The sequence below is a fragment of the Alkalibacillus sp. S2W genome, assembly GCF_046764385.1.
GTDB classification, from domain to species: Bacteria; Bacillota; Bacilli; order Bacillales; family Alkalibacillaceae; genus Alkalibacillus; species Alkalibacillus almallahensis.
In genome coordinates this window covers 2,055,288-2,080,641 of record NZ_CP177234.1, presented here as the reverse complement: position 1 = coordinate 2,080,641, position 25,354 = coordinate 2,055,288, and the positions used below count along the sequence as shown (strand labels likewise).

General features: G+C 37.3%; 25 protein-coding genes and 2 riboswitches. Of the genes, 19 read left to right on the top strand and 6 right to left on the bottom strand.

Going from position 1 to position 25,354, the window contains the following annotated elements; translation table 11 throughout:
• Positions 1-13 precede the first annotated feature (13 nt).
• The gene (locus ACKXGF_RS11085; RefSeq protein WP_411955583.1) at positions 14-1,294 is read left to right on the top strand and encodes a TniQ family protein; all 1,281 of its coding nucleotides are present in this window, start codon (positions 14-16) and stop codon (positions 1,292-1,294) included.
• A gap of 455 nt (positions 1,295-1,749) precedes the next feature.
• Here ACKXGF_RS11085 and ACKXGF_RS11080 read toward each other — a convergent pair whose 3' ends face one another.
• Entirely contained in the window at positions 1,750-2,979 is a 1,230-nt protein-coding gene (locus ACKXGF_RS11080; protein WP_411953780.1) for a mechanosensitive ion channel, read from the bottom strand.
• A gap of 316 nt (positions 2,980-3,295) precedes the next feature.
• Here ACKXGF_RS11080 and ACKXGF_RS11075 point away from each other — a divergent pair, with 316 nt between their 5' ends.
• The 3 genes from ACKXGF_RS11075 to ftsW all read left to right on the top strand — a co-directional run bounded on the left by ACKXGF_RS11075 (position 3,296) and on the right by ftsW (position 7,367).
• Positions 3,296-4,117, top strand: coding sequence for an alpha/beta fold hydrolase (locus tag ACKXGF_RS11075; protein WP_411953779.1), 822 nt, complete (start codon positions 3,296-3,298; stop codon positions 4,115-4,117).
• Between the two features lie 128 nt (positions 4,118-4,245).
• Positions 4,246-5,856 carry an ABC-F family ATP-binding cassette domain-containing protein gene (locus ACKXGF_RS11070; protein WP_411953778.1) on the top strand — a complete coding sequence of 537 codons (1,611 nt, stop codon included), beginning with the start codon at positions 4,246-4,248 and terminating at the stop codon, positions 5,854-5,856.
• Positions 5,857-6,227: 371 nt separating this feature from the next.
• Positions 6,228-7,367 carry a putative lipid II flippase FtsW gene (gene ftsW / locus ACKXGF_RS11065; RefSeq protein ID WP_411953777.1) on the top strand — a complete coding sequence of 380 codons (1,140 nt, stop codon included), beginning with the start codon at positions 6,228-6,230 and terminating at the stop codon, positions 7,365-7,367.
• 46 nt (positions 7,368-7,413) lie between these two features.
• On the opposite strand, the gene ACKXGF_RS11060 is transcribed toward ftsW, so the two are convergent.
• Genes ACKXGF_RS11060 through ACKXGF_RS11045 form a run of 4 tightly spaced genes read right to left on the bottom strand, consistent with a single transcriptional unit; the run spans position 7,414 to position 10,538 of the window.
• Positions 7,414-7,824: a Fur family transcriptional regulator gene (locus ACKXGF_RS11060; RefSeq protein WP_167262322.1), complete on the bottom strand. Its 411-nt coding sequence runs from the start codon at positions 7,822-7,824 to the stop codon at positions 7,414-7,416.
• Positions 7,825-7,829: 5 nt separating this feature from the next.
• Positions 7,830-8,675 (bottom strand): metal ABC transporter permease, encoded by an 846-nt coding sequence (locus tag ACKXGF_RS11055; RefSeq protein WP_411953776.1) that lies wholly within the window; start codon positions 8,673-8,675, stop codon positions 7,830-7,832.
• 17 nt (positions 8,676-8,692) lie between these two features.
• Positions 8,693-9,445 (bottom strand): metal ABC transporter ATP-binding protein, encoded by a 753-nt coding sequence (locus ACKXGF_RS11050; protein WP_167262320.1) that lies wholly within the window; start codon positions 9,443-9,445, stop codon positions 8,693-8,695.
• A gap of 22 nt (positions 9,446-9,467) precedes the next feature.
• Positions 9,468-10,538, bottom strand: coding sequence for a metal ABC transporter substrate-binding protein (locus ACKXGF_RS11045; protein WP_411953775.1), 1,071 nt, complete (start codon positions 10,536-10,538; stop codon positions 9,468-9,470).
• Between the two features lie 156 nt (positions 10,539-10,694).
• Here ACKXGF_RS11045 and ACKXGF_RS11040 point away from each other — a divergent pair, with 156 nt between their 5' ends.
• From ACKXGF_RS11040 to ACKXGF_RS10995, 10 genes are all read left to right on the top strand, one after another.
• Entirely contained in the window at positions 10,695-11,081 is a 387-nt protein-coding gene (locus tag ACKXGF_RS11040) for a DUF302 domain-containing protein (RefSeq protein WP_411953774.1), read from the top strand.
• An 83-nt stretch (positions 11,082-11,164) separates the two neighbouring features.
• Complete coding sequence (copZ, locus tag ACKXGF_RS11035) at positions 11,165-11,371, top strand: copper chaperone CopZ (RefSeq protein WP_411955582.1); 207 nt, start codon at positions 11,165-11,167, stop codon at positions 11,369-11,371.
• Positions 11,372-11,586: 215 nt separating this feature from the next.
• Complete coding sequence (locus tag ACKXGF_RS11030) at positions 11,587-12,504, top strand: proline dehydrogenase family protein (protein WP_411953773.1); 918 nt, start codon at positions 11,587-11,589, stop codon at positions 12,502-12,504.
• A 199-nt stretch (positions 12,505-12,703) separates the two neighbouring features.
• A complete protein-coding gene (locus ACKXGF_RS11025) occupies positions 12,704-15,088 on the top strand; it encodes a 3-hydroxyacyl-CoA dehydrogenase NAD-binding domain-containing protein (protein ID WP_411953772.1) in 2,385 nt (794 codons plus the stop codon).
• A 33-nt stretch (positions 15,089-15,121) separates the two neighbouring features.
• Positions 15,122-16,297, top strand: coding sequence for an acetyl-CoA C-acetyltransferase (locus tag ACKXGF_RS11020; RefSeq protein ID WP_411953771.1), 1,176 nt, complete (start codon positions 15,122-15,124; stop codon positions 16,295-16,297).
• Positions 16,298-16,321: 24 nt separating this feature from the next.
• The gene (locus ACKXGF_RS11015; protein WP_411953770.1) at positions 16,322-18,100 is read left to right on the top strand and encodes an acyl-CoA dehydrogenase family protein; all 1,779 of its coding nucleotides are present in this window, start codon (positions 16,322-16,324) and stop codon (positions 18,098-18,100) included.
• A gap of 117 nt (positions 18,101-18,217) precedes the next feature.
• A complete protein-coding gene (locus ACKXGF_RS11010; protein ID WP_411953769.1) occupies positions 18,218-18,577 on the top strand; it encodes an arsenate reductase family protein in 360 nt (119 codons plus the stop codon).
• 70 nt (positions 18,578-18,647) lie between these two features.
• The gene (gene gcvH, locus ACKXGF_RS11005; protein WP_167262311.1) at positions 18,648-19,031 is read left to right on the top strand and encodes a glycine cleavage system protein GcvH; all 384 of its coding nucleotides are present in this window, start codon (positions 18,648-18,650) and stop codon (positions 19,029-19,031) included.
• Positions 19,032-19,109: 78 nt separating this feature from the next.
• Positions 19,110-19,466 carry a toprim domain-containing protein gene (locus ACKXGF_RS11000; RefSeq protein ID WP_411953768.1) on the top strand — a complete coding sequence of 119 codons (357 nt, stop codon included), beginning with the start codon at positions 19,110-19,112 and terminating at the stop codon, positions 19,464-19,466.
• Positions 19,467-19,469: 3 nt separating this feature from the next.
• Positions 19,470-19,802 (top strand): thioredoxin family protein, encoded by a 333-nt coding sequence (locus ACKXGF_RS10995; protein ID WP_411953767.1) that lies wholly within the window; start codon positions 19,470-19,472, stop codon positions 19,800-19,802.
• 382 nt (positions 19,803-20,184) lie between these two features.
• Here the strand turns inward: ACKXGF_RS10995 and ACKXGF_RS10990 are convergent, their stop codons facing one another.
• The gene (locus ACKXGF_RS10990) at positions 20,185-20,613 is read right to left on the bottom strand and encodes a TlpA family protein disulfide reductase (protein ID WP_411953766.1); all 429 of its coding nucleotides are present in this window, start codon (positions 20,611-20,613) and stop codon (positions 20,185-20,187) included.
• A 97-nt stretch (positions 20,614-20,710) separates the two neighbouring features.
• A riboswitch (SAM riboswitch) is annotated at positions 20,711-20,819 on the top strand.
• Between the two features lie 91 nt (positions 20,820-20,910).
• Positions 20,911-21,022, top strand: a riboswitch (SAM riboswitch).
• Positions 21,023-21,106: 84 nt separating this feature from the next.
• Between ACKXGF_RS10990 and ACKXGF_RS10985 the strand changes: the two genes are divergently transcribed.
• The 5 genes from ACKXGF_RS10985 to sufC all read left to right on the top strand — a co-directional run bounded on the left by ACKXGF_RS10985 (position 21,107) and on the right by sufC (position 25,348).
• On the top strand, positions 21,107-22,135 hold the full coding sequence (locus ACKXGF_RS10985; RefSeq protein WP_411953765.1) for a methionine ABC transporter ATP-binding protein: 1,029 nt from the start codon (positions 21,107-21,109) through the stop codon (positions 22,133-22,135).
• A complete protein-coding gene (locus ACKXGF_RS10980) occupies positions 22,125-22,793 on the top strand; it encodes a methionine ABC transporter permease (RefSeq protein WP_411953764.1) in 669 nt (222 codons plus the stop codon). Before ACKXGF_RS10985 ends, ACKXGF_RS10980 begins: the two co-directional genes overlap by 11 nt.
• A gap of 57 nt (positions 22,794-22,850) precedes the next feature.
• Positions 22,851-23,690 (top strand): MetQ/NlpA family ABC transporter substrate-binding protein, encoded by an 840-nt coding sequence (locus tag ACKXGF_RS10975; protein WP_411953763.1) that lies wholly within the window; start codon positions 22,851-22,853, stop codon positions 23,688-23,690.
• Between the two features lie 236 nt (positions 23,691-23,926).
• Complete coding sequence (locus tag ACKXGF_RS10970) at positions 23,927-24,067, top strand: hypothetical protein (protein WP_167262234.1); 141 nt, start codon at positions 23,927-23,929, stop codon at positions 24,065-24,067.
• 495 nt (positions 24,068-24,562) lie between these two features.
• A complete protein-coding gene (gene sufC, locus ACKXGF_RS10965) occupies positions 24,563-25,348 on the top strand; it encodes a Fe-S cluster assembly ATPase SufC (RefSeq protein ID WP_411953762.1) in 786 nt (261 codons plus the stop codon).
• Positions 25,349-25,354: the final 6 nt, after the last annotated feature.

Below are 25,354 nucleotides of genomic sequence, written 5' to 3'. Positions count from 1 at the left end.
TACAGTGGGGAATATGAGTGCAGAGAACGACAGATCTATATTATATCATTTAGACTTGTGTGAGAAAGAAACGTCAAGTGTTGAATCGCTTAAAAGCTACTTTGGAAGATTAGCTTATTATCACAAGGTATATCCATCTGATTTGGTAAATGACATAATCATTCCGCTTTATTTTGAAGAAAGCACATTTGAAGAAAAGACTAATTTCAAAATAAGAGTCTATAAGCATCATACTGAGGTGTTTATTAAGTTGGCTGAGATTCTAAAGAATTTAACTAAAAATGAAGAGTTATTCGGATTAGAACATTATAAAGATAATGAAATGCTTATTCTAAAGAAGAAAACAAGGCTAGAGTGGTGTGAAATATGCTTAAAGGAAATGTTGGATAATGAAGTTGTGTTTGAACCATTTATATGGAGTGTGCAATATTATAGTGTTTGCCATAAACACAATTGTTATTTAGAAAGCTTATGCCCACATTGTGAATCCGCATTGCCGATAATGACATCAAAATATTGGCCAGGATATTGTACAAAATGTTATCAATTTTTAGTTGGTGAATTGAGTGATTATAAACCTAAGGTTAATGACTATGAAATGTTTAGGTCCGAACAAATTCGAATTATTATTGATCATATGTTAAGTGGTGACCATAAGATAAATTACAATAGTTTATTGAATAGTATTAATCAAATATATATAGGTTTATTTAATGAAAGTTATGATGAATTTAGTGAAGCAATAAGTGTAAATAAATCCACGATTCGTTTTTGGATATCAGGAAAGTCTAAACCGAATATTGATATGATATCCCGAATTTGCTGGGTGCTAGATATTAACATTGTAGAATTTGTTATAGATTCATCGAGGTGTAACCTAAATAATCAGAAGGTAGAACAATTAAGAGGGTTTGCTATTAAGAATCAAAAACACCCTGAAGATATTAAAGCAAAAATAAAAACTGAACTTGAAGCAATTCTTGATAAAGAGAATCCTCCTCCAGTAAAAAGTGTTATACAAAAGTATAATTTTCACAGTGTTCATTATGATTTTCCAGAGCTATGCCGTGCAATTAAGATTAAAAGAAAGGAGTATCAAAGAAGTAAAGTAAAGGAAATGAAGCAATTAATATATGACTTGTCCTATGAACAATACATTAATTTCGGTGAAGTAGATGTGAATACTGTTAGAATCAAAGTTCCATATAAGTACAACTATGTTTCGGAACTAAATATATATGAAGAAATTAAAAAGAATAAACGTTATTTTGAACAAAGTGATGTACATAATTAAGTGAATGGCTATTGTTTTAAATAATGTATATTATTCTGTGAAGGATAATGTGTCACTGCGTTAATTTATGAAGCATAAAGTGTCACGGAGTTACAGTGAATGCCTTTTCTGAATAGTTCTTAATACCTAGTTTAACCTTCTGAAGTTTTAAATGTGCAAGTTTGTAATGAAGAAAACACTGGTATACCAGTGTTTTTGGAACTTTTTATTTAATGGACAGCTTATGGTGTTAAAAGAAGACATTTTATGAGTTACGTCACATGACTAGTCATCAAACGATTTTTTTATATTTTGCGGAGAAACGAGATAAGTCGCTAAACTTATTTCATTTCTCCGCTTATTTATTTGATTAGTTCACCGATTTATGAAATAAGTTGAACAAGTTATTTCATAAATTGAAATCACAAAATAAAACCAGGACTAGGTAGACCTAGTCCTGGTTATCATTTAACGTACTACTCTTTATTATTCATTTTCTCATCTAACTTCTCAAGTTGTTTCTTGGCAAAATCACGGCCGCCAATACCAAATGAAATGGCGAACGCAACAGCTAGTGAACCAAGGATGAGCATGAATGCAAGGTTCACGATGCTAGGAGCAAATTGTAATTGATCGAGCGTCATGAAGACCGCAAACACAATCACCGTATATTTCACGAGTGTTGCAGATAGCTTGCTGCTTGAATATTTCATCATGAGATTGGCTAGTAGGTTTGCGACGAACAAGCCAACTCCAAGAATAGCGAGAGCGCTAATTAAGAACGGCAAGTACGTAATGATCGCGGAACCAATCTCGTTTAAGACTTCTAGTTGAAGGACATTAAATGCCTCAACTGTAAAGAATAGAACAATTAGTACTTTAACAGTGGTACCAATAATCTTAGCAAGATCTACGTTTGGTTTATTGGCTTCATCAATGCCGAATGAACTGTAGATATTGTTGATACCCGTGCCATTTAACAAGTTTGTTAGTAATGAACTAACGAGTGATGCAATATAATAACCTGCAATCAATAAGATGATCGCAACTAAAATATTTGGTACTAAAGCAAGTACTTGATCTAATACCATCACAATTGGATCTGATACAGATGAAATTTCGAGTGCTTCAAGTGCCACGGTAATAATAGGAATCAGAATAACGATGAATAGAATGTTCGCTAAGACATTAGCTAAGCTGTCCTGGTTTTCTTCTAAAGATTGGTCATCCTTGTTTGGATTCACTTTGTTAAACCATTCATCAACTTTTAGACTTTGTAAGAACTTAAGAACGATTTCTTTGACTAATTTAGCGACAAAATAACCAACTATTAATATGATTCCTGCTGCTAATAAATTCGGGATAAACCCAAGGATCTTGTTCATCATATTTGTGATTGGCTCTGAGACACCATCCATATTTAAGGCGTTTAGAATGGCTGGAATAAACAGAATGAATACTAGATAATAAACAATCTTACCAACTGAATGTAATGTATGATCTGCTGATTCTTTAGATTCAGCGATTGGTGTTTTTTCTAATGCTGAACCAACTTTCGCCTTTACGAGTAACTTTTGAATAATAGCTTTGGAAATGCTGGCGACGATCCATGCCAGTAGTAATAGTAATAGTGCTCCAATGACGTTAGGTAGAGCTTGGATTAAGTCATTCATCATGTTCTGCATGGACTGATTCAAGTTTGACATTTTTTATTCTCCTCTCATAAATTTATTAGTGAGTTGCTTTGAGACCACCGTTCATAAGTAAGAGAAATAACCCCTCCTTATAAAGTTTACGATTTTGTGGCAAAATTCGATTCATTTCATCTCTACCCGTAAATATCACTTAATAATCATATAAGGTGAATCTTTTCAAAAAATTAAGAATAAATAATAACTAAAGTAGGAAAGATATAGAAGGTTGTCACATAATTGCCAAGACGGCTTTGCATGACAGTTGGGTGAATATGTGGTAAATTATAAAGTAGAGTAATGTATGTTTAGGTTGTTGGGGAGGCACTTCATGTTATTAGATTATAAGATATATCAGCACGATTCGAGCCAAGAGTGGATTGTCTTTTTACATGGTGCTGGTGGGAACCACACTATTTTCTATAAACAAGCGAAGCATTTTAAGAAGCACTTTAATTGTTTGTTTATTAATTTTCCGGGACACGGGAAAAGTAAGCCATTAGATGTAAAATATACAACGCGAAATATCGCAGACAAAGTTTTAGAGGTACTTGATCATTTAAGCTTGAAGAAGGTCCATTTAATCGGAATTTCACTCGGTACAATGGTCATGACTGAGATCGGTCATAAGGTGCCGAATCGCATCAAATCAATGACAATGGGTGGTGCGGTTGTTAAATGGAAATTCTGGACTGACATGTTATTTAAAATCGCGTATAAAGTTCGTTCGTTCGTTCCGTATATGTTGTTATATAAATTCTTTGCTCGCATTTTAATGCCTAAAAAGAAGCACAAAGATTCTAGGACAACCTTTGTGAATGAGGCTTCGAAATTAGGTCAACGAGAATTTATTAGATGGACAGAGTTACTATCTGTTGCTAATGGTATTCACAAGCGATTTTTGTCGATGCCAAGGCAAATCCCGAAGCTATATTTAATGGGGGATGAGGACCACGTATTCTTAAAAGGTGCTAGGTATGCAGCTGACCGTGACCCAGATGCATCACTGCAAATTATAGATGACTCAGGGCATGTGTGTAATATTGATCAATCTCAGCAGTTTAATGAATACGCTATTTCATTCATCCAAAAGCATAAGAACGATGAAAAACCAAGTTCTAAATCAAATCAAGCGAGAATGACCATCGCTTAAACTTAACCCTTCAGCTCTTAGTTGAAGGGTTTTATTATGGCATCTGTTTAAAATCATGGAAATTGGTCGGCAATAGCTTTCATCCGTGTTATACTTAACGTGGTAAACTATGAAGTGGAGGAAAAGTCATGTTACAAGTTACAAATGTCGGGTTACGATTTTCAGATCGTAAACTATTTGAAGATGTTTCTATAAAATTTACTAAAGGAAATTGTTACGGATTAATCGGTGCGAATGGTGCTGGTAAATCAACATTTCTTAAAATATTGTCCGGTGAAATTGAACAACAAGAAGGTCAAGTTTCGATTGGCAAAGATGCACGTATTGCTATGCTTAAACAGGACCACTTTGCTTATGAAGAAGAGAATGTACTACAAGTTGTCATGATGGGACACGAACAATTGTATAATGTCATGCAAGAAAAAGATGCTATTTATGCAAAAGGTGAATTCACTGAAGAGGACGGTATGCGTGCAGCTGAGCTTGAAGGTGAATTTGCGGAATTAGGTGGTTGGGAAGCTGAAGGTGACGCAGCATCTTTATTATCTGGTTTAGGAGTTAAAGAAGAGTACTACCATAAACAAATGAAAGACTTACCAGAAAGTGAAAAAGTAAAAGTCTTATTAGCGCAAGCATTATTCGGTAATCCAGATGTTCTTTTACTCGATGAGCCAACAAACGGACTTGATATTCAAGCGATTCGTTGGTTAGAAGAGTTTTTGATTAACTTCGAGAATACAGTTATTGTTGTTTCTCACGATCGTAACTTCTTAAATAATGTTTGTACGCATATTGCAGATTTAGACTTTGAGAAAATCACTTTATACGTAGGTAACTATGATTTCTGGTATGAATCTAGCCAATTAGCACAAAAAATGGCGCAAGAAGAGAATAAGAAAAAAGAAGAAAAAGTTAAAGAGTTGAAAGAATTTATTGCTCGATTTAGCGCTAACGCGTCAAAGTCACGTCAGGCAACCTCGCGTAAGAAGTTGCTCGATCAAATCACGCTTGATGATATTAAACCATCATCCAGGCGCTACCCTTACATTGCGTTTAAACCAGATCGCGAAATTGGTAATGATCTTTTAGAAGTGAATAACTTGTCAAAAACGGTTAATGGTGAAAAAGTATTAAATAACGTTACATTCCGTATGAATAAAGATGACAAAGTTGTTTTACTTGGTGACGATGTGGCTAAAACAACATTAATCCAAATTTTAATGGGTGAATTAGAGCCAGATGAGGGTTCATTCAAGTGGGGTGTGACCACTTCTCAATCGTACTTCCCGAAAGACAATTCAGCGTTCTTCGAAGGGAGTAATAAAACGTTACTCGAGTGGTTACGTGATTACTCACCTCATGACGAAAGTGAAAAATTCTTACGTAGCTTCTTAGGTCGAATGTTATTCTCTGGTGATGAAGTATTTAAGAAAGCTAATGTGCTTTCGGGTGGTGAAAAAGTTCGTGCTATGCTTTCGCGGATGATGTTAAGTGAAGCGAACGTATTATTATTAGATAATCCGACGAATCACTTAGATTTAGAATCGATTCAATCATTAAACGAAGGCCTAATTAATTTCAAAGGCTCAATTATGTTCACATCACATGACCACCAGTTTATTCAAACAATCGCCAACCGTATTATAGAAATTACGGATGAAGGTGTCATTGACCGTGAGATGAGTTATGAAGAATATCTAGATGACGTGAAGAAAATCGAAACACCAACTTTATCTTAGTTTATAAAGAGGTTGAGATAAAAGAATAATCAGCTATACAAAAGACGAATGTTAGAAATAATTATAGGTAAGCAGTAATAAAGCGAAATCAAAACACGTAGACGCCTGCGGGAACAGCACGCGTCTCGAGACCCCGCAAGCCCCGCCTTTTGGGCTGAGGAGGCTCGAGCCGTGCCCGCGGCAAGCGAAGTGTTTTGATGTAGCGTCATTCAAGCAGAAAACCTGAGCGAAGTCAAAGTTTCATGATTTCGTTCGGGTTTTATTTTGTATAATTAATTTTTGTATCATTCTCTTAAAATTTATCTCAAAATAGTCCTAAAATCTACTATCCATAGAAGTAAGTTTTCCGTTATGATGGTAGATATAGGAGCGTGTTCGTATTGAAGCAGTTGAGACAACATTTAAAACATTTTGATTACCCGCTATTTGCGACTGTTATCAGCTTAGCTGTAATCGGAATTGTGATGGTCTATAGTGCTAGTTTTATTTATGCAGGGATGAATCCTGATATTAACGATTCATCACATTATTTTGATCGCCAACTCATGTGGTTGATCATTGGCATAGGTGTCTTTGTTATAGCTAGCTTATTTTCTTATCGCAATCTTGGTCGCTTAGTTAAACCAATGATCATCGTGACGCTCATATTATTGTTACTCGTATTAATTCCAGGAATAGGAGTTGAACGAAATTTTGCGACACGTTGGTTGAACTTTGGTCCGATTTTATTTCAACCATCGGAATTAGCAAAAGTAACGATGATCATTTACTTTGCCAAAGTTTATACCAATAAACAAAATAAACTTAATCACTTTGGACAAGGTGTTTTGCCACCCCTCATAGTGTTAGGTCTAGTGTTTGTATTTATATTAATGCAACCTGACTTAGGTACAGCGGCATCGATTATAATGGCATGCGGAATGATATTATTATTTGCTGGGATACGACTTATTCATTTATTCGGACTAGGAATTATTGCGCTTGGTAGTATGATTGGGTTGATTTTTTCATCTGAATATAGAACAGATCGATTTACGTCTTTCCTGGATCCATTTGCAGATCCGTCTGGTGAGGGTTATCAGTTAATTCATTCCTTAATTGCAATAGCGAACGGGGGACTGACAGGAGAAGGGCTTGCAAACAGTGTGCAAAAAGCTGGTTTCTTGCCAGAAGCTCATACAGACTTTATTATGTCTGTTATTGCTGAAGAATTAGGAATGGTCGGTGTGTTACTTGTCATTGGCTTGTACATATTCTTGATGTTCCGTGGTATATTGATAGCTAAACGGGCTCCGGATCAATTTGGGAGGTTATTAGCGTTTGGTATTACATTCCAGATTATTACACAGGCGATGATTAATCTTGCAGCTGTATCTGGGTTGATGCCGATTACAGGTATTACATTGCCTCTTATAAGTTATGGCGGTTCTTCATTACTCATTACGTTTGGATTGCTCGGTATTTTAATGAATATAGCGATTAAAGGCCATATTAATCGACGTGTAGAATAAAAATAAAAAGATCGAATTGAGATTATTAGACTCAATTCGATCTTTTTTATTGGCATGCTGGGCATTTTCCGTAAATTTCAAATTTATGATTTTCGATCGTGTAACCCGGAAAATCTTGCTGAATATAATTCATCGGACAAGCTTTTATTGTTTTAGTTTTACCACATGAATGACAGATGAAATGATGGTGATGCTCATCATGGCCGCATGATAGACGAAAATGTTTTTCTCCGTTTAAGTCTGTCGATTCTAATATGTCTAAATCACGAAATAAGTGAAGGTTACGATAAACTGTATCATAGCTAAGACCATCGTATTTATCGGCCATATAATTTAATAGATCACTCGCGGTACGATAGCCATCTTCTTCAGTGAAGAATGATAGAATATCCTCTCGTTTTTTCGTGTATTTATAACCTTCATTTTTTAATGTTTCTAACGCTTCATTTAGTCGCATGCCTCTCACCCTCTATAGATGTAAGCTAAATACCATTTTTTAATGAGTAATGTTAAACCGAGTAGAATCGCTGCTGTGATCACGATCGTACCACCCGGAGGAATTTCAAAATAATAACCCGTAATTAATCCGATAATAACGGCAACTTCACCATAAATAATACTAAAAATAAGTGTTTGTTTAAAGCTTTTTGCTAGTCGCATAGCTGTTGCAACAGGTAGAGTCATAAGTGCTGAAACCAGTAATACACCAACGATTCGAATTGAAGCTGCAATCACGAGTGCGGTCATGATGATAAACAAGTAATGAATGATTTTGGCATGAATACCCGAAACAGTCGCGAATTCTTCGTCAAATGATAGAGCAAATAACTCTTTGTATAATAATGTAATGACAATCAAGACAAAAATTGCTGTAAATAAAACAACATACAAATCAGATTGACTGACAGCTGCCACTGAACCGAATAGATAAGCGTAAATATCGGTGTTAATTCCATCAGCCATAGCAATAAATACAACGCTCAGTCCAACCCCAACAGATAATGTGATGGGAATAGCAATCTCTTGAAAGGACTTATAAACATGCCGTAAATTCTCGATCACAACCGCGCCAAGCACTGAAAAGAATATTCCTGTATGAAACGGTGTGAACATGAGCAAGGTATATTTTTTTTGCATCAGTAAACCAAATGATATGCCGGCTAAAGTAACGTGAGATAAACCGTCTGATATAAGTGATAATCGACGTACGACAATGAAAGTCCCTAATAAAGGGGCAAGTAGTCCCACGATTAAGCCTGTATAAAAGGTGTTGCGTAATATTTCAAAGTTGAGTAAAGCGTCAAGCAAGAATGCCCCTCCTAAAGTTAATGGTGATGTGTAATCGTGTTCATCGCATGGCCATAGATTTTCGAGCGTTGTTCATCAGACATACCTTCGAAATCATTTGGGTTACCATGATAATGAACAGATTTATTTAAACATAGTAAGTCATTGACATGAGTGGTAATCGTGCCAATATCGTGAGACACAAGGATTAATGTGATGCCTAGTTGCTCGTTTAATTGTGATAAGAGCTGATAAAATTGCTCAACATTTTCAGTATCAACACCAACCGTTGGCTCGTCTAAGATTAATAGTTTTGGATTGTTCACAATAGCTCTCGCGATAAAGATTCGCTGTTGTTGACCGCCTGATAAATCACCAATATTGTGATTAGCGTATTCCAACATATTGACACGGTCGAGTGCTTCGAAAATTAAATACTCATATTTCTTTGTTGTCGGTCGCCAAATACTAGCTTTAGTCGTTAATCCCATGCTGACAACTTCTTTTGCTGTAGCTGGAAAATCACGACTGAATGAGTTTGCCTTCTGTGAGACGAAGCTAATATGACCCTTATTATGAAACTTTTCGATTGGTTTATCGAAAGCTGTAATCGATCCTTTTTGTACTTTTTCTAAGCCGAGCATCAATTTAATGATTGTCGTTTTACCTGAACCGTTAGGGCCTACTAAACCCACAAAGTCGCCTTCGGTAATCGTAAAACTAACATCATCCAACACTTTATGGTGGTCATAGCGATGAGTGACGTTATTCACTTCAATTAAATGTGACATATTGAATCCTCCCCTCATTTAATCACTCGGACTTAATTGTTTGTTTCAAAACGTCTAAGTTATTTTGCATAATGTCAACGTAATCATTATCTTGTTCAATGTCATCTTCGGTAATGGTTCCTAGACTGTGTAATTCATAGATTGTTAGATCGAATTCATCCGCAATCGTCTGAGCTAAACTGTCATCCCGATTCTTTTCTAATATAACATGGTTCAGATTGCGTTCTTTCAATGTTTTGAAAAGCTCTTGTAATTCCTTCTGTGAAGGGTCTTGCGAAGAAGATAATCCTCGGATTCCATGTTGTTGAATTCCATATTCTTGCTCCCAGTAACCGAAGGCTTCGTGAGCGACTAAAATATCAACTTGTTGATCACTTAGAGTTGATTTGAATGATTGATCAAGATCATTCATTTGTTCGGTAAATGATTCATAGTTTGTATCAAATGTGTCAGCATGATCTGGATACATTTCTTTGAGTTGCGAAAGAATTAATTCACCAGCTTGTGTCATACGACCTGGATCTAACCAAAAATGCAAATCAAGTTCACCGTCTTCATGAGCGTGATTGTGAACTTCTTCATTTTTATCATTATCTTCATGTTTGTCTTCATCTTCATGCTTATCTTCGTGGTTGTCATCATGTTGTTCATGTTCGTCGTCATGGTCTTGTTCGTTATGATGATCCGTCGCGGTCTTAGCGAATAACTGATCTTCATGTTCTGCTAGGGCATAAGACTCGACACCTTCATCCTCTACCGTGCTTGCTAAAGTTTCAGCGAATACTTCTAAACCGTTTCCGACGTAGAAGAAGGCGTCATGGTTTGTCAAGTCAATCATGTCACGCGTGGATGGCTCATACGTATGAGCATCAGCACCTGGTGGGATTACTGTTTCAACGTCAACAGCCTCACCGGCAATTTCAGAAACAATAAATTCTAGCGGATAAATAGATGTGACAACTGTTCCATCAGGAGAAACTTGGTTGTCATTAAGTTGTTCAGATCCATTCTCGTTAGTCTGTTCATCGGTTTCACCACAGGCTACGAGTGTAATTGTTATGATTATAATCATTGCAATAAATAGTCGCCTCATCATCTTAATCTCCTTTATTCTTAATAAGCCAACTATGATTATATCGTAACGATTACGATTTGTAAATAGTAATGATTACGATTTGAGAAAACGTGTTTGTAATGACGTTATTTAGGGTAGATTAATACTGTGATTAAAATACATGGAGGGGTTTGCATGTTTGATTATACGGTAACGACAAACAAAACAATTGAAGAAACGATTGATGACTTAACAGCTTCACTGAAGAACGTTCAATTTGGTGTGCTTTGGGATTTTGATGTAAAAGAAACTTTGCATAATAAAGGCTTTGACGATTTTGATCAGTCATTCCGAATTTTAGAAGTATGTAACCCAAAAGCTGCAAGAGATGTTCTAAGTATGGAAGAGAAAGTGAGTTATTTCTTACCTTGTAAAGTTGTCGTTTACGAAAGTCATAACGAGACAAGAATAGGAATGCCAAGACCAACTGCATTAATGAGTCATCTTGATTCTAAAGATGTCCAAGAGTTTGCAGCTGACATTGAACAAACGATGATTAAAGCTATTGATGAAGCCGTCTAAATTTTTAATATTTTTTATTTGAAAATTCTATATGTATGCGTAATAATAGGTACAAACCTATTAAGGAAGGAATGAATGAACGAATGGAAATGACATTGAAAGTCCAAGGCATGTCTTGTGGCCATTGTAAACAAGCAGTCCAAGGAGCATTGAAAGAGCTAGACGGAATTGCTTCTGTTGAAGTCAATTTAGACACTGGTAATGTTGATGTCACATATGATGAAGATACAGTAGGTAAAGAAGAAATGGAAGAAGCAATTGAAGAACAAGGTTACGATGTTCTCAATTAAATAGATCAACCAAAACCTCGGCGAATGCCGAGGTTTTTTCATGCCTTCTTGATTTTATGAAATAATTGCCCCTATTTATTAAATAACTTGAACAACTAATCTAATTAATAGAGGAAATTTTGAAATTTCAAAAGAAATAATTAAAATTTTGACTGAAAAATGATAAAATAGTAAACGGTTTCACAATCATGTTAGACACACTGGGGGAAAACGTCATGGAAAAAGTAATGCGTCAATTTTTCTTGTTTCTATCAAATAATCAACTATTAAAATCATTAGCTATGAAATACGGGTTTAAATTTGGTGCGAGTCGCTTCGTTGCTGGTCCTGATCTAGCTCATGCAGCTGAAAATATTCGTAGACTAAATAATAAGGGTATGGCTGTTACGCTTGATCACCTAGGTGAATATGTCACAGAGGAAAGTGAAGCAGAAGAACGTACACGTGAAACGATTAAAACGATAAAAGTCATTGATAAATTAAAACTAGATTCGCAAGTCTCAGTTAAGATGACATCAATGGGACTTGATATATCAGAAAAACTTGTCTTACATAATATGCGACGCATTCTAGATGCTGGCGAAAAACATCAAGTGCTCGTCACCATTGATATGGAAGATTATGCGCGTTGTGAGCAGACGTTAACGATTTTTGAAACACTTAAACGCGAATATGATTTACTAGGAACAGTGCTACAGTCCTATTTATATCGTACGGTAAGTGACGTTGAGCGTTTAGATCCTTATAATCCCAACATCCGCTTTGTTAAAGGTGCTTATAAAGAATCAGAAGAAGTCGCTTATCCGAATAAAACAGATGTTGATGAAAACTTGAAAAAAGTTATCGCAATGCACTTGGATCATGGTCATTTCACAGCGATTGGCTCACATGATGATGCGATTATCGAGTTTACGAAACAGTATACGGATGAGCATAATATTCCACGTGATCAATTCGAATTTCAAATGTTATATGGCATGCGTGCGGAATTAAGAGAGGAACTAGTTAAGGAAGGTTATAATGTTCGTGTCTATGTTCCATATGGTCGTGATTGGTTCGGTTATAACATGCGTCGATTAGCTGAAAGACCAGCGAATGTAGTGTTTGTTCTTAAAGGTCTGGTTAAAAAATAAACACCCCAAACCCGGCATTGACATCAACTTCAAGTGTCGGGTTTACTTTATTTATTTTCACAAAATAATGTTTGCGAAATGTCTGAAAATAATTTATAGTATAAATAGGTTAAATTTTGGATAGTAATCTATCCAAAAAAATTTAGGTTAAAATGAATGAGTATTCATTCAAAAACATAAACGGATAGGGGGAGCATTCATGAACGGAAGCATAAAACGTGCTGCAGTCTTAGGTTCAGGCGTTATGGGAGCTGGTATTGCGGCGCATTTAGCTAATTTAGGTATTCCGACGCTAATGCTAGATATCGTGCCAAACGATTTATCAGAAGAGGAAAAACAAAATCCGAAAGCGCGCAATAAGATTGCTACCGAAAACAAGAAAAAACTTCGTAAACAGAACCCATCTCCAATTACTACTGAAAAAAGTCTTGATTTAATTTCAGTCGGTAACTTTGAGGATCATATGCAAGAGTTGAATGACGTTGACTGGATTATTGAAGTCGTGGTTGAAAATTTAGAGGTTAAGCAAAAGGTCTATGCTCAAGTAGATGAACATCGCCGTGAAGGTTCGATTGTGAGTTCGAACACGTCAGGGATTTCTATTAATGCGATGGCTGAAGGCCGTTCTGAAGATTTCAAAAAACACTTTTTAGGGACGCACTTCTTTAATCCACCGCGTTACTTAAAGTTACTTGAAGTGATTCCAAACAAAGAAACTGATCCAGACGTTCTCGCTTTCATGAAGCGCTTTGGTGAAGATGTACTTGGAAAAGGTGTCGTTGAAGCGAAGGATACACCAAACTTTATCGCTAATCGTATTGGTACTTATGGTCTGCTTGTGACCGTACAAGAAATGCTTAATGGTGGCTATAGTATCGGTGAAGTTGATTCAGTTACAGGTCCAATGATTGGCCGACCGAAAAGTGCAACATTTAGAACATTAGATGTTGTTGGACTTGATACGTTCATTCATGTTGCCAATAACGTGTATGATCAAGTAGAAGGTGATGAGAAGAAAGTCTTTGAAGTGCCTGAATTCATGAAACAAATGAATGAGAAAGGCATGCTTGGAGCGAAGACAGGTAAAGGCTTCTTCTATAAACATAAAGATAAAAAGGGTAGTACGATCTATGAGCTAAACCCTGAAACACTTGAATATGAACAAGAGCAACAAAAACTGAAGACAGATGCATCTGGGGCAGCGAAACAAGAAAAAGGTCCAAAACGTAAGTTGAAAGCACTTGTATCTGCCAAAGGCGACCGTGCTGGTGACCTCGTATGGAATATTACAAAGCCGACCTTAATCTATTCTGCTGAACTTCTAGGTGATATTGCTGACGATATCACACAGATTGATGATGCGATGAAGTGGGGCTTCGGTTGGGAAATTGGTCCATTTGAAATGTGGGATGCGATTGGTGTTAAAAAAGCGACCGAACGCATGGAAGAAGAAGGATCTACAGTACCAGCTTGGGTTAAATCGATGCTTGATCAAGGATTCGAATCGTTTTATAAAACAGAGAACGGAAAGCTATATTTCTATCATAATGGTGAATACGTTGAAAAAGCGGTTAACGAAAAAGAAATTGATTTGAAACTTCATAAACAAGCTAAGGGTGTCATTAAACAAAATAGTGGTGCTAGTTTAATTGATTTAGGTGATGATGTCGCGTTACTTGAATTCACATCACAGAATAACTCAATTGGCATGGACGTTATTCAAATGATTAATGACTCACTTGATGAAGTGAATCAGAATTACCGTGGACTCGTGATTGGTAACCAAGGTAAGAATTTCTGCGTCGGTGCTAACCTAGCCATGATCTTGATGGAAGCACAAGAGTTTAACTTCTTTGAAATCGAGATGGTGATTAAGCAATTCCAGCAAGCGATGCAGCGTATTAAATATAATGAAAAGCCTGTTGTTGCTGCGCCATTTGGCATGACATTAGGTGGAGGAACTGAAATCGTCCTTCCAGCAGCAGGTCAACAAGCATCACCAGAAACTTACATGGGCTTAGTCGAAGCTGGTGTTGGTTTAATTCCTGGTGGCGGTGGTAACAAAGAGTTCTATTTAAATCAGTTACGCGGCTTTCCAGAAGGTGTTGACTTGGATTTACAAAAAGTGGCGAATGATGTATTTGAAAAAATTGCAACTGGTAAAACGTCAACATCAGCTGCTGAAGCAGTTGAACATGGCTTTTTAGATGACTTTGATTCAATTAGCTTTAATGGCGATCATCAAATTTATGATGCGAAAAATAAAGTACTAGCCCTTGATAAAGCTGGTTATCAACCGCCAAAAGAAGAGAAGATCCCAGTTGTTGGTGAACCAGGCTATGCGACGATGATGCTTGGTGCCAAACAATTACAATTAAGTGGTTATGCATCAGATCACGATATTAAAATTGCCAGTCATCTTGCTCACGTTTTAGCAGGTGGCAAGATCAAATACGGAACGAAAGTAAGCGAGCAATATTTACTTGACTTAGAACGTGAAGCATTCTTGAGTTTAGTTAGTGAACCAAAGACACAAGAGCGTATGATGCATATGCTTCAAAATGGCAAGCCGTTACGTAACTAAGTGGTGAAATCCAACCGAAGAGGAGGTTCTATTGTGAGAGAAGCAGTTATTGTATCAGGTGCAAGAACACCTGTCGGAAAAGCAAATAAAGGCTCATTTGCGCATACGCGCCCAGATGATTTAGCCGCAACAACAGTTAAAGAAACTTTAAAACGAGCTAATAATTACGATGGAAAAATTGACGATGTCATTATTGGATGTGCAATGCCAGAAGCAGAACAAGGTATGAATATGGCGAGACAAATTGCTGGGTTAGCAGGTCTAGACCATGATGTTCCTGGTATTACGATCAATCGTTATTGTTCTTCAGGTCTACAAAGTATTGCATACGCAGCAGAGCGAATCATGCTTGGGTATGCCGATACGATTGTTGCTGGTGGAGCTGAATCGATGTCGATGATCCCAATGGGTGGAAATGTTATTCGTCCGAACCCGACTTTAGTTGATGAAGCACCAGAATATTATATGAATATGGGGCATACTGCTGAAGAGGTAGCCAATCGTTATGGTGTAACACGAGAAGAACAGGACGCATTTGCTGCACGTAGTCATGAACGTGCTGCTCAAGCCCTTAAAGAAGGTAAGTTTGATGACGAAATAGTTCCTGTTGACGTTGTGGATCGTTCAGTTGGAGCGGATAACACAGTCCAAGAACGTACTTTTACTGTTTCACAAGATGAAGGTGTCCGTCCAGACACGAGTGTCGAGAGTTTAGCTAATTTAAAACCAGCCTTTAATGTTAAAGGATCTGTGACTGCAGGTAACGCCTCACAAATGAGTGATGGTGCAGCTTCTGTGCTTGTCATGGACCGGGAAAAAGCTGAACAAGAAGGCTTAGAACCAATGGCGAAATTCCATTCGTTTACAGTCGCAGGTGTTGAACCAGAAGTCATGGGTGTTGGTCCTGTTAAGGCAATTCCTAAAGCGGTAGAATTAGCTGGTTTAACGATGGATGACATTGGCTTGTATGAATTAAATGAAGCCTTTGCGTCACAAGCACTGCAAGTTTGCCGTGAATTAGGTTTAGATGAAGACATCGTGAACGTTAATGGTGGGGCTATTGCGCTTGGACACCCACTTGGTTGTACGGGTACGAAACTAACCTTATCACTTATTCACGAAATGAAACGCCGTGACGTGAAATATGGCGTCTGTACCATGTGTATTGGTGGCGGCATGGGTGCTGCTGGTGTGTTTGAATTACTATAATTCTAGAATCGGGGAGGATTTATTATGATAGAAGAAAAGGTATTTAAAGGTGGATCATTTTTAGTCGAGGATGTTGAGCCGAAAGACGTCTTAACACCTGAAGATTTCACTGATGAGCACAAAATGATTGCGAAAACGACAGAAGATTATATTAAAAATGATGTATGGCCAGTACTAGATGACTTAGAAAATCATGAATTTGATAAGTCTGTTAAACTACTTGAAAAAGCAGGGGAACTTGGTTTACTAGGCATTGATGTCCCTGAAGAATATGGCGGGTTAGAACTTGATAAAATCACGTCATCACTCGTAACAGAAAAAATGTCACTAGCTGGTGGTTTCTCAATTACTCATGGTGCCCACGTTGGAATTGGTTCACTGCCAATCGTTTTCTTCGGAAATCATGAGCAAAAGCAAAAGTATTTGCCATCATTAGCGACAGGCGAAAAAATTGCTGCTTATGCGTTAACTGAGCCTGGTTCTGGTTCTGATGCGTTAGGTGCGAAGACTACAGCTAAATTAAATGAAGCGGGTACTCACTATGTATTGAATGGTGAAAAGCAGTGGATTACGAACTCAGCTTTTGCTGACGTTTTCGTTGTCTATGCAAAGATTGATGGTGAACACTTCACAGCCTTTATTATCGAACGTGACTTCCCAGGTGTTTCAACTGGACCAGAAGAGAAGAAGATGGGGATCAAATCATCTTCAACGCGTACATTAGTATTAGAAGATGCTGAAGTACCAGTCGAAAACGTTTTAGGCGAAATTGGTCGCGGTCATGTGATTGCGTTTAATATTTTAAACGTCGGTCGTTATAAACTAGCAATCGGTGGTGTTGGTAGTGCAAAACGCGCACTCGAGCTAGCGGCAAGTTATGCGAACGAACGTAAACAGTTCCAAACACCAATTTCAAGCTTCCCACTAATTCAAGAAAAATTAGCAAGTGTCGCAACGAAAACTTATGCCAATGAAAGTGCAGTTTACCGTACAGTTGGTTTATTCGAATCTCGACTCGGTCAGTTATCAAAAGAAGAGTTAAATGACGGGTCAGAAGTTGCGAAAGGGATTGCAGAATACGCGATCGAATGTTCCATGAATAAATATACGGCAACTGAACTACTTGATTTCGCAGCCGATGAAGCGGTACAGATTCACGGTGGTTACGGCTTTATGCAAGAATATGAAGTGGAGCGCATTTATCGTGATTCACGTATCAATCGTATTTTCGAAGGTACAAATGAAATCAACCGCATGATCGTACCTGGAACGTTCATGAAGAAAGCGATGAAAGGTGAACTTCCATTACTAGAAAAAGCAACGAATTTACAAAATGAGTTAATGTCAATGATGCCTGAAACGCCAGGTGATGAAGCATTAGCTCAAGAGAAATATCTTGTCGGTAATGCGAAGAAGATTGGTTTATTAGCTGCTGGAATTGCGGCTCAGAAATATCAAGATAAACTAGAAAATGAGCAAGAGTTACTGTCTAATATTGCTGATATTGCAGCAGATATTTATAATATGGAGTCTGCTGTGCTACGTACTGAAAAAGCAATTGAAAAAGATGGTGAAGCCCAAGCTCGTCAAAAACTTCTATACACGCAAGTTTTTGTCGAAGAAACATTGAATGACATTGAAGCACACGCAAAAGAAACGTTAATTGCTGTAGAAGAAGGCGATAACCTTCGCATGATGCTTTCTGCTTTACGCAAATTAACGCGTCGTGACCATGTGAATGTGATTGCGAAGAAACGTGAAATTGCCTCACAATTAGTTGAAGAAGAGAAATACGTTGTATAATTAGTTTGTTCAAGCTAATCCGCATGGTCATGACCATGCGGATTGCTTATGCAAAATTATCAATTTTAATAACTGTTCATGTTAAAATGTATGAGAATGATTAAGGAGGGGAATCACATGAGTTTAACGGTCTATCAGTATCCTAAATGTGGTACATGCCGAAAAGCACTTAAATGGTTAGATGAACATAACCTGGAGTACGATTCAGTACATATTGTGGACAATCCACCAAATCAAACAGAATTAAAACAGGTTATTGAACGTAGTGACTTACCAACTAAGAAATTTTTCAACACCTCAGGTAAGAAATATCGCGAGCTTAATTTGAAAGAACGTTTACCATCCATGTCTGAAGACGAACAAATTGAGTTATTAGCGTCAGATGGCATGTTGATTAAACGACCAATTGTAACAGATGGTCAACAAGTCACAGTCGGGTTTAATGAAGATACATTTGATGAAACGTGGAATTCATAACTTGTTAATGCATAATAGTTAACTTTATTGTATGATAAAATTATGATTTTGAAATTTTGGAGGGGATCGCATGAGTTTACCGAAAGAATATTTATATTCAGAAGAACACGAATGGGTGAAAGATGAAGGTGGCCGTGTACGCATTGGTATTACAGAATTCGCCCAAGATGAGCTTGGCGATATTGTATTCGTTGAATTACCAGAAGAAGGCGATGAACTAACATTAGATCAACCATTTGGCAGTGTTGAATCAGTTAAAACAGTTTCAGAATTATACGCACCTGTTTCTGGTAAAGTGGTTGAAGTCAATGAAGAGCTAGAAGATAGTCCAGAACTAGTCAACGAATCACCACATGATCAAGCGTGGATGGTTGTTGTTGAAGTATCAGATAAAACGGACTTGGACAAGCTTATGGATGCTGATGCTTATCAACAAATGGTAGATGATGAATAATTAAATAAATCGTTTTAAAGACTGATCTTCATCACGAGATCAGTCTTTTCTAACTCAGAACAAATTTAGGTGAATAAGATGGAATCATTATCTCGTTTAATTATTGTAGAAGGTAAACAAGATCGTTATAAACTCAAGCGCGTCTTAGAGCAAGAAGAAGATATTCTTTGTACGTTTGGTACGATTGGCGTTTACGCTTTAGATGAACTGATTGAAAACTATGATTTATTAGACCGAGAAGTTTATATTTTTACCGATGAAGATGAACCTGGCCGGAAATTACGGAAGCAGTTGAATCAAGAGTTATCTCATGCAGAGAATTTATTTACGGAAACTCAGTACCGTCAAGTTGAAGATACACCTGAACATGTGGTAGCCTCTATTTTACAAGCAGCTAATTTTAAAGTTAAGGTAAAATACTTAAAGGGGTCATAAATTATGCAAGAAGTAAATGGCAAACAGGCCCAGTTTATCGTTAATAAAAAGCAGCATCATTTGTTATTTGTGAATAGTCCATTTTGTGGCACGTGTAAAGTGGCTAAACGGATGTTGCGTTATATTGAAGATACGTTAGAAGATGAGAAGTTTTATGAATTAAATGCGACGCTTGCACCAGAATTTATGCAAGAGTTTAATATAACAAGTGTGCCTTGTTTGCTTGTGGTAAAACAAGGTGAAGCGGTTGAGCGACTTTATACGTTTAATTCTGTACCGTATTTATTGAAAGAGATGGGACCTTATTTAGTTAAAGAAGAGACGCAACAAACGTAAAACTGTTATTGTTATTCAATAAACTTTGATAAAGTCCGTTGTTGAAATTGTGATCCGCTATCGGTGTATAGTTTAGTTTCGCTGTATGTGTTGGGGTTTCGCTGTATCAAGCGATGGTTTCGCTGTATAATGGAGAGATTTCGCTGTATAGAGCGCCAATTGCGCTGTATCATGCGCCTTTTTCGCTGTATCACTGTATCACAGCGGGGTCTCGAGACACGCACTATAACATCGACGACCCAGAAGACTAATGTCGACACCAACGCTACTCACAATTCAACAACTAAGAGATTATAACTCAACATCAAATTAAAATAAAACTATAAAAGCTTAAACGTTAAAAGCCCCGAACTCACCTGATAAGTTCGGGGCTTTTAATGATTTATTGAGCTGGGAAGTAATCGCCAATGATTTTAATGACTTCAACAAAGTCGTCTTTATCGCCGAAGTGACCGACAATATTACCATCTAAATCGATCACAATGGTTGTCGGGACACCATCACCTTGATATAAATCGTAAATTTCTCGACCACGATCCTGTAGGACTGGCTGAGTTAAAAATTGTTCTTGGAATTTATGCGCTTCAGACATATCACGTTCGCGGCCAGTTACATTGATTGTCATCATTTCAATATTATTATGCCGCATCGTCTTATAAAACTGTTCTTTTTTCGGCAAGTCGCGTGCACAGTCTGGACACCATGATGCCCAAAAAGTGAGAACGATCACTTTTTCACCTATTACATCACTAAGGTTAAACGTTTGATCAGGGTTATCTAAATAAGGCAATTCAAATGTTGGTGCTTTCATCTTCATCATCCTTTTATTGAAATTTTCTTTGAAGTTGTATTTGACGATTATCTATTCCTATGCTAACATACAATTTATCGCAAGTTGAATAACAAACTTCTTATCCAGAGAGGCGGAGGGAAAGGCCCTGTGAAGCCCGGCAACCGTCATGTAGCGTACATGATTGGTGCTAATTCCTGCAATGTGAAAGCATTGTAAGATAAGATCGAGTAAACCTCTTTCTTGTTCTTACAAGAAAGTTTTTTTGTGATTAACACATTAACAGATTAACGTATAAAAAGAATAATGCATTAAAATCTCTTATCAAGAGAGGTGGAGGGACAGGCCCTGCGAAACCCAGCAACCGTCATGTATGAGGCATGATAGGTGCTAATTCCTTCAAAGCATATTTTGCTTTGAAAGATAAGAGAACAATTGGTTAATTCGTCAAACCTTTCTGTTCTCTTATTGGAGCAGAAAGGTTTTTTATTTTGGCAGCAAGGAGGTCATAACTGTGATAAAGATCAATAATTTGTCTAAAACCTTTAAAACAAAAGATCAAACCGTACAAGCCGTTGATGATGTATCCATCGATATTGAAAAAGGTGATATATACGGGGTGATTGGTTATAGCGGTGCAGGAAAGAGTACATTTGTCCGATTAATCAATCGCCTAGAAGATCCGACAGATGGTGAAATTATTTTAAATGGTCAAGATATGACGGATCTCAGTAAGGCGCAATTACGTCTTGAACGGCAGAAAATCGGGATGATTTTTCAACATTTTAACTTACTATGGTCACGAACGGTTTTTGAGAATATTGCATTTCCATTAGAAATAGCAGGTGTGCCAAAGGCTGATCGTGAAGAAAAAGTGCTTGAGCTCATCGAATTAGTGGGGCTTAAAGGACGTGAAAATTCTTATCCTTCTCAATTAAGTGGTGGTCAGAAGCAACGTGTAGGGATTGCTAGGTCACTTGCGAACGACCCGAAAGTATTGTTATGTGATGAAGCCACATCAGCTCTCGATCCTGAGACAACGGATGACATTTTAGAATTACTCGTTTCGATTAATGAAAAGCTCGATTTAACGATTATTCTCATTACGCATGAGATGCATGTCATTCAAAAGATTTGTCATCGTGTAGCCGTGATGGAGCAAGGACATGTGGTTGAACAGGGTGATGTTTTAGATGTCTTTATGAACCCGCAATCGAAAACGACGAAGCGATTTGTTCAACAATTAAATCCTCAAGAAGGGTCAGTGGAAGAGTTAAAGGACTTTATTACATCAGATGATCGTTCCAAAGTAGTGAAGTTACACTTTGTTGGGCATAATGCGAAACGGGCATTAATCAGCGATGTGTCGAAGCAATTTGATATTAACGTTAATATCTTACAAGGGTCGATCTCACCGACTCAAGAAGGTGCTTATGGCACACTTTATGTTGAATTTCAAGGAGAGCCAGAAACGATTGAAGACGTGATGAATTACGTTGAGACAACTGGCGTGGGAATTGAGGTGATCGATTATGTTGACTAATATATTTCCAAACGTCGAAATGGATAAGATGTGGGTTGCTACTTATGAGACCTTATATATGACATTTATTTCAGTATTAGGCACATTTATTCTAGGAATCCTACTAGGGTTATTGCTTTATTTAACGAATAAAGGGAATCTATGGGAAAACAAACCATTGAATTCAATTGTCGCAATCATCGTGAACGTATCTCGTGCGATTCCGTTTATCATTTTAATATTACTCTTATTTCCGTTCACGGACTTTTTAATTGGTACGATTCGTGGGCCGAATGCCGCATTACCAGCACTAATTGTTGGTTCAGCACCGTTCTATGCACGGCTTGTTGAGATTGGTTTAAAAGAAGTCGATAAAGGTGTGATTGAAGCGGCCAAAGCAATGGGAGCTAAAACACGAACGATTATTTTCAAAGTGTTGCTTCCAGAATCTATGCCAGCGCTTATTTCTGGCATCACCGTTACAGCAATTGCGTTAATCAGTTATACCGCCATGGCTGGTGTGATTGGTGCTGGAGGCTTAGGGGATCTTGCTTACATGGAAGGATTCCAACGACGTAATACTGACGTCGTGCTAGCGTCTACTATCTTTATAGTTATCATTGTCTTCATTTTCCAATTTGTTGGTGATTGGATCTCGAAACGAATTGATCATCGGTAATTAATGAGTGTTCTACTCGTTATGATATAAAATAAAAAATTAAAGGGGAGTTTTATCATGAAAAAAGGTATTTTATTTGTAACGTCATTATTATTAGTAGCCGTATTAGCAGCTTGTGGAACAGGAGAAGCTGAAGGTGGCGGAAGTGGTGACAGTGATGGACCGGTTGAATTAACAGTTGGTGCTACACCAGTGCCACACACAGAAGTCTTAGAAGAAGCGAAACCACTTCTTGAAGAAGAAGGTATTGAATTAACAATTGAAACATTCCAAGACTATATATTACCGAACGAAGCGTTAGCAGATGGGACATTAGACGCGAACTACTTTCAGCACATTCCTTATTTAGAGGATCAAAAAGAACAAGCAGGTTATGATTTCGTAAATCTTGGTGGCATTCATATTGAGCCGATGGGAATTTATTCTAAAAATATTGATGATATTAGCAATGTAGAAGAAGGAACTGACGTCATCATGAGTCGTTCAGTTGCTGACCATGGACGAATTCTTTCATTATTACAAAAACATGATTTAATAAAAATTGATCCAGAAGTTGACCCTGATAAAGCAGAAATCGACGATGTCGTCGAAAATCCTAAGAATTTAAACTTTGATGCAAGCATTGAAGCAGGCTTCTTAGTTGAAAACTATAAGCGAGAAGAAGATGCTTTAGTAGCAATTAACACGAATTATGCGATTGAAGGCGATCTAAATCCAACTGAAGATTCTTTAATCATTGAAGATACAGACGCGCCGTATGTTAACGTCATTGCGGCCCGTTCTGAAGATAAAAATTCTGAAGCATTACAGACACTTGTAGAAGTGCTACGTTCTGATGAAATTCAATCCTTTATGGAAGAAGAATACAATGGAGCGGTTGTACCTGTAAGTGAATAAAAAAGCAAATTTTGAGCATTTGGCTTTATTAATAAGCTATTAATACGATTTATTAAAAGATAAGAGTGTGAACATAACAGATGTGTTCACACTCTTATTTACGTATTATATTGGGGATAAATGCTATTTTTGCTTTCTAAGTGAGCGTGTTATGATTAATAACGTAAACAAATTGAAAGGATGATTTAGTCATTTTACAGAGTGATTTGAATTACACAAGTGATATGGAGAAAGCGATGCAACAGTCACACGGAATAGGTTATGAAGAGTACAGCCGTAAATTAGAAAACCAACTGGCTGTGGAACGTCGTCGTGAACAAGAATATCAACAATCACAGAAAATGATATCTGATGTGGATCGCATGATTCACCGCTAAAATATTAATTAAAGTAAGATTGAAATAACAAAATAACCCTTTAGTGCACCCCACCTTACATAAATCGAAGGTGGGGGTTTTTATTTTTAGTTTAGTTAAAGATTTTTATCAAAATGGCTCTATTAAAGTCCGTTGTTGATATTGTGATCCGCTATCGGTGGACGCTTTCCGCGGGCACGGCTCGAGCCTCCTCGGAAGGAAATCGCTTCCTGTGGGGTCTCGAGACTCGTGCTATTCCCGCAGGAGTCGCCACCTTCGCTCCTCACAACTCAACAACTCAGTGCTACGTCATTTGAAAATCAACATTATACTTTAACATAGCTATAAAATAGCTATACGTTTAAAAAGTAATTGTTTTTTATTATAATGATAGAGTGAGTGTTTATATGGTTATTCTATATGTGAGAGTTGATAATAATTTAGAAATGTTATAAACTAACAATGAGAATAAATTGAGAATGACCAGACTCGAAATAATGAACTGGAGGTATTCAAATGGCAGGATCAACTTTAGAAATCAAAGATCTTCACGTTGAAATTGAGGGTGAAGAAATTTTAAAAGGTGTAAACCTTACTATTAAAGGCGGCGAATTCCACGCGGTCATGGGACCAAACGGAACAGGTAAATCAACACTAGCAAGTGCAGTTATGGGACACCCTAAATACGAAATCACAAAAGGTGAAATTTATTTAGATGGTGAAGACGTACTAGAAATGGAAGTAGACGAACGTGCACAAGCTGGTCTATTCTTAGCAATGCAATACCCAAGTGAAATCAGTGGTGTAACAACATCTGACTTCTTACGTTCTTCAATTAATTCTCAGCGCGAAGAAGGCGATGAAATTCCACTTATGCAGTTCATTAAAGAAATGGACAGTAAGTTAGATACATTAGAAATCGATAAAAATATGGCACAACGTTACCTTAACGAAGGCTTCTCAGGTGGTGAGAAAAAGCGTAACGAAATCTTACAATTAATGATGTTACAACCAGCTATTGCAATCTTAGATGAGATTGACTCAGGTCTAGACATTGACGCACTTAAAGTTGTTTCAAAAGGAATCAACGAAATGCGTAGCGATAACTTTGGTTGCTTAATCATCACTCACTACCAGCGTCTACTTGATTACATTACACCAGATCATGTACACGTTATGATGCAAGGTCGTATTGTGAAGTCAGGTGGTCCAGAGCTAGCTCACCGTCTAGAATCTGAAGGTTATGACTGGATTAAAGAAGAACTAGGCATCGATGACGAAACAGTTGGCCAAGAAGCGTAATACGAT

Bases quoted from the DNA above. Each gene is read 5' to 3' on its own strand.
- ACKXGF_RS10975 (WP_411953763.1), top strand. From the start codon at position 22,851: ATGAAAAAAGGTATTTTATTTGTAACGTCATTATTATTAGTAGCCGTA.
- ACKXGF_RS11070 (WP_411953778.1), top strand. From the start codon at position 4,246: ATGTTACAAGTTACAAATGTCGGGTTACGATTTTCAGATCGTAAACTA.
- ACKXGF_RS10980 (WP_411953764.1), top strand. From the start codon at position 22,125: ATGTTGACTAATATATTTCCAAACGTCGAAATGGATAAGATGTGGGTT.
- ACKXGF_RS11000 (WP_411953768.1), top strand. From the start codon at position 19,110: ATGGAATCATTATCTCGTTTAATTATTGTAGAAGGTAAACAAGATCGT.
- ACKXGF_RS11085 (WP_411955583.1), top strand. From the start codon at position 14: ATGAGTGCAGAGAACGACAGATCTATATTATATCATTTAGACTTGTGT.
- ACKXGF_RS11040 (WP_411953774.1), top strand. From the start codon at position 10,695: ATGTTTGATTATACGGTAACGACAAACAAAACAATTGAAGAAACGATT.
- ACKXGF_RS10995 (WP_411953767.1), top strand. From the start codon at position 19,470: ATGCAAGAAGTAAATGGCAAACAGGCCCAGTTTATCGTTAATAAAAAG.
- ACKXGF_RS11025 (WP_411953772.1), top strand. From the start codon at position 12,704: ATGAACGGAAGCATAAAACGTGCTGCAGTCTTAGGTTCAGGCGTTATG.
- sufC (WP_411953762.1), top strand. From the start codon at position 24,563: ATGGCAGGATCAACTTTAGAAATCAAAGATCTTCACGTTGAAATTGAG.
- gcvH (WP_167262311.1), top strand. From the start codon at position 18,648: ATGAGTTTACCGAAAGAATATTTATATTCAGAAGAACACGAATGGGTG.
- ACKXGF_RS11030 (WP_411953773.1), top strand. From the start codon at position 11,587: ATGGAAAAAGTAATGCGTCAATTTTTCTTGTTTCTATCAAATAATCAA.
- ACKXGF_RS11050 (WP_167262320.1), bottom strand. From the start codon at position 9,445: ATGTCACATTTAATTGAAGTGAATAACGTCACTCATCGCTATGACCAC.
- ACKXGF_RS11060 (WP_167262322.1), bottom strand. From the start codon at position 7,824: ATGCGACTAAATGAAGCGTTAGAAACATTAAAAAATGAAGGTTATAAA.
- ACKXGF_RS11080 (WP_411953780.1), bottom strand. From the start codon at position 2,979: ATGTCAAACTTGAATCAGTCCATGCAGAACATGATGAATGACTTAATC.
- ACKXGF_RS10970 (WP_167262234.1), top strand. From the start codon at position 23,927: ATGCAACAGTCACACGGAATAGGTTATGAAGAGTACAGCCGTAAATTA.
- ACKXGF_RS11075 (WP_411953779.1), top strand. From the start codon at position 3,296: ATGTTATTAGATTATAAGATATATCAGCACGATTCGAGCCAAGAGTGG.
- copZ (WP_411955582.1), top strand. From the start codon at position 11,165: ATGGAAATGACATTGAAAGTCCAAGGCATGTCTTGTGGCCATTGTAAA.
- ACKXGF_RS11010 (WP_411953769.1), top strand. From the start codon at position 18,218: ATGAGTTTAACGGTCTATCAGTATCCTAAATGTGGTACATGCCGAAAA.
- ACKXGF_RS11015 (WP_411953770.1), top strand. From the start codon at position 16,322: ATGATAGAAGAAAAGGTATTTAAAGGTGGATCATTTTTAGTCGAGGAT.
- ACKXGF_RS11045 (WP_411953775.1), bottom strand. From the start codon at position 10,538: ATGAGGCGACTATTTATTGCAATGATTATAATCATAACAATTACACTC.
- ACKXGF_RS10990 (WP_411953766.1), bottom strand. From the start codon at position 20,613: ATGAAAGCACCAACATTTGAATTGCCTTATTTAGATAACCCTGATCAA.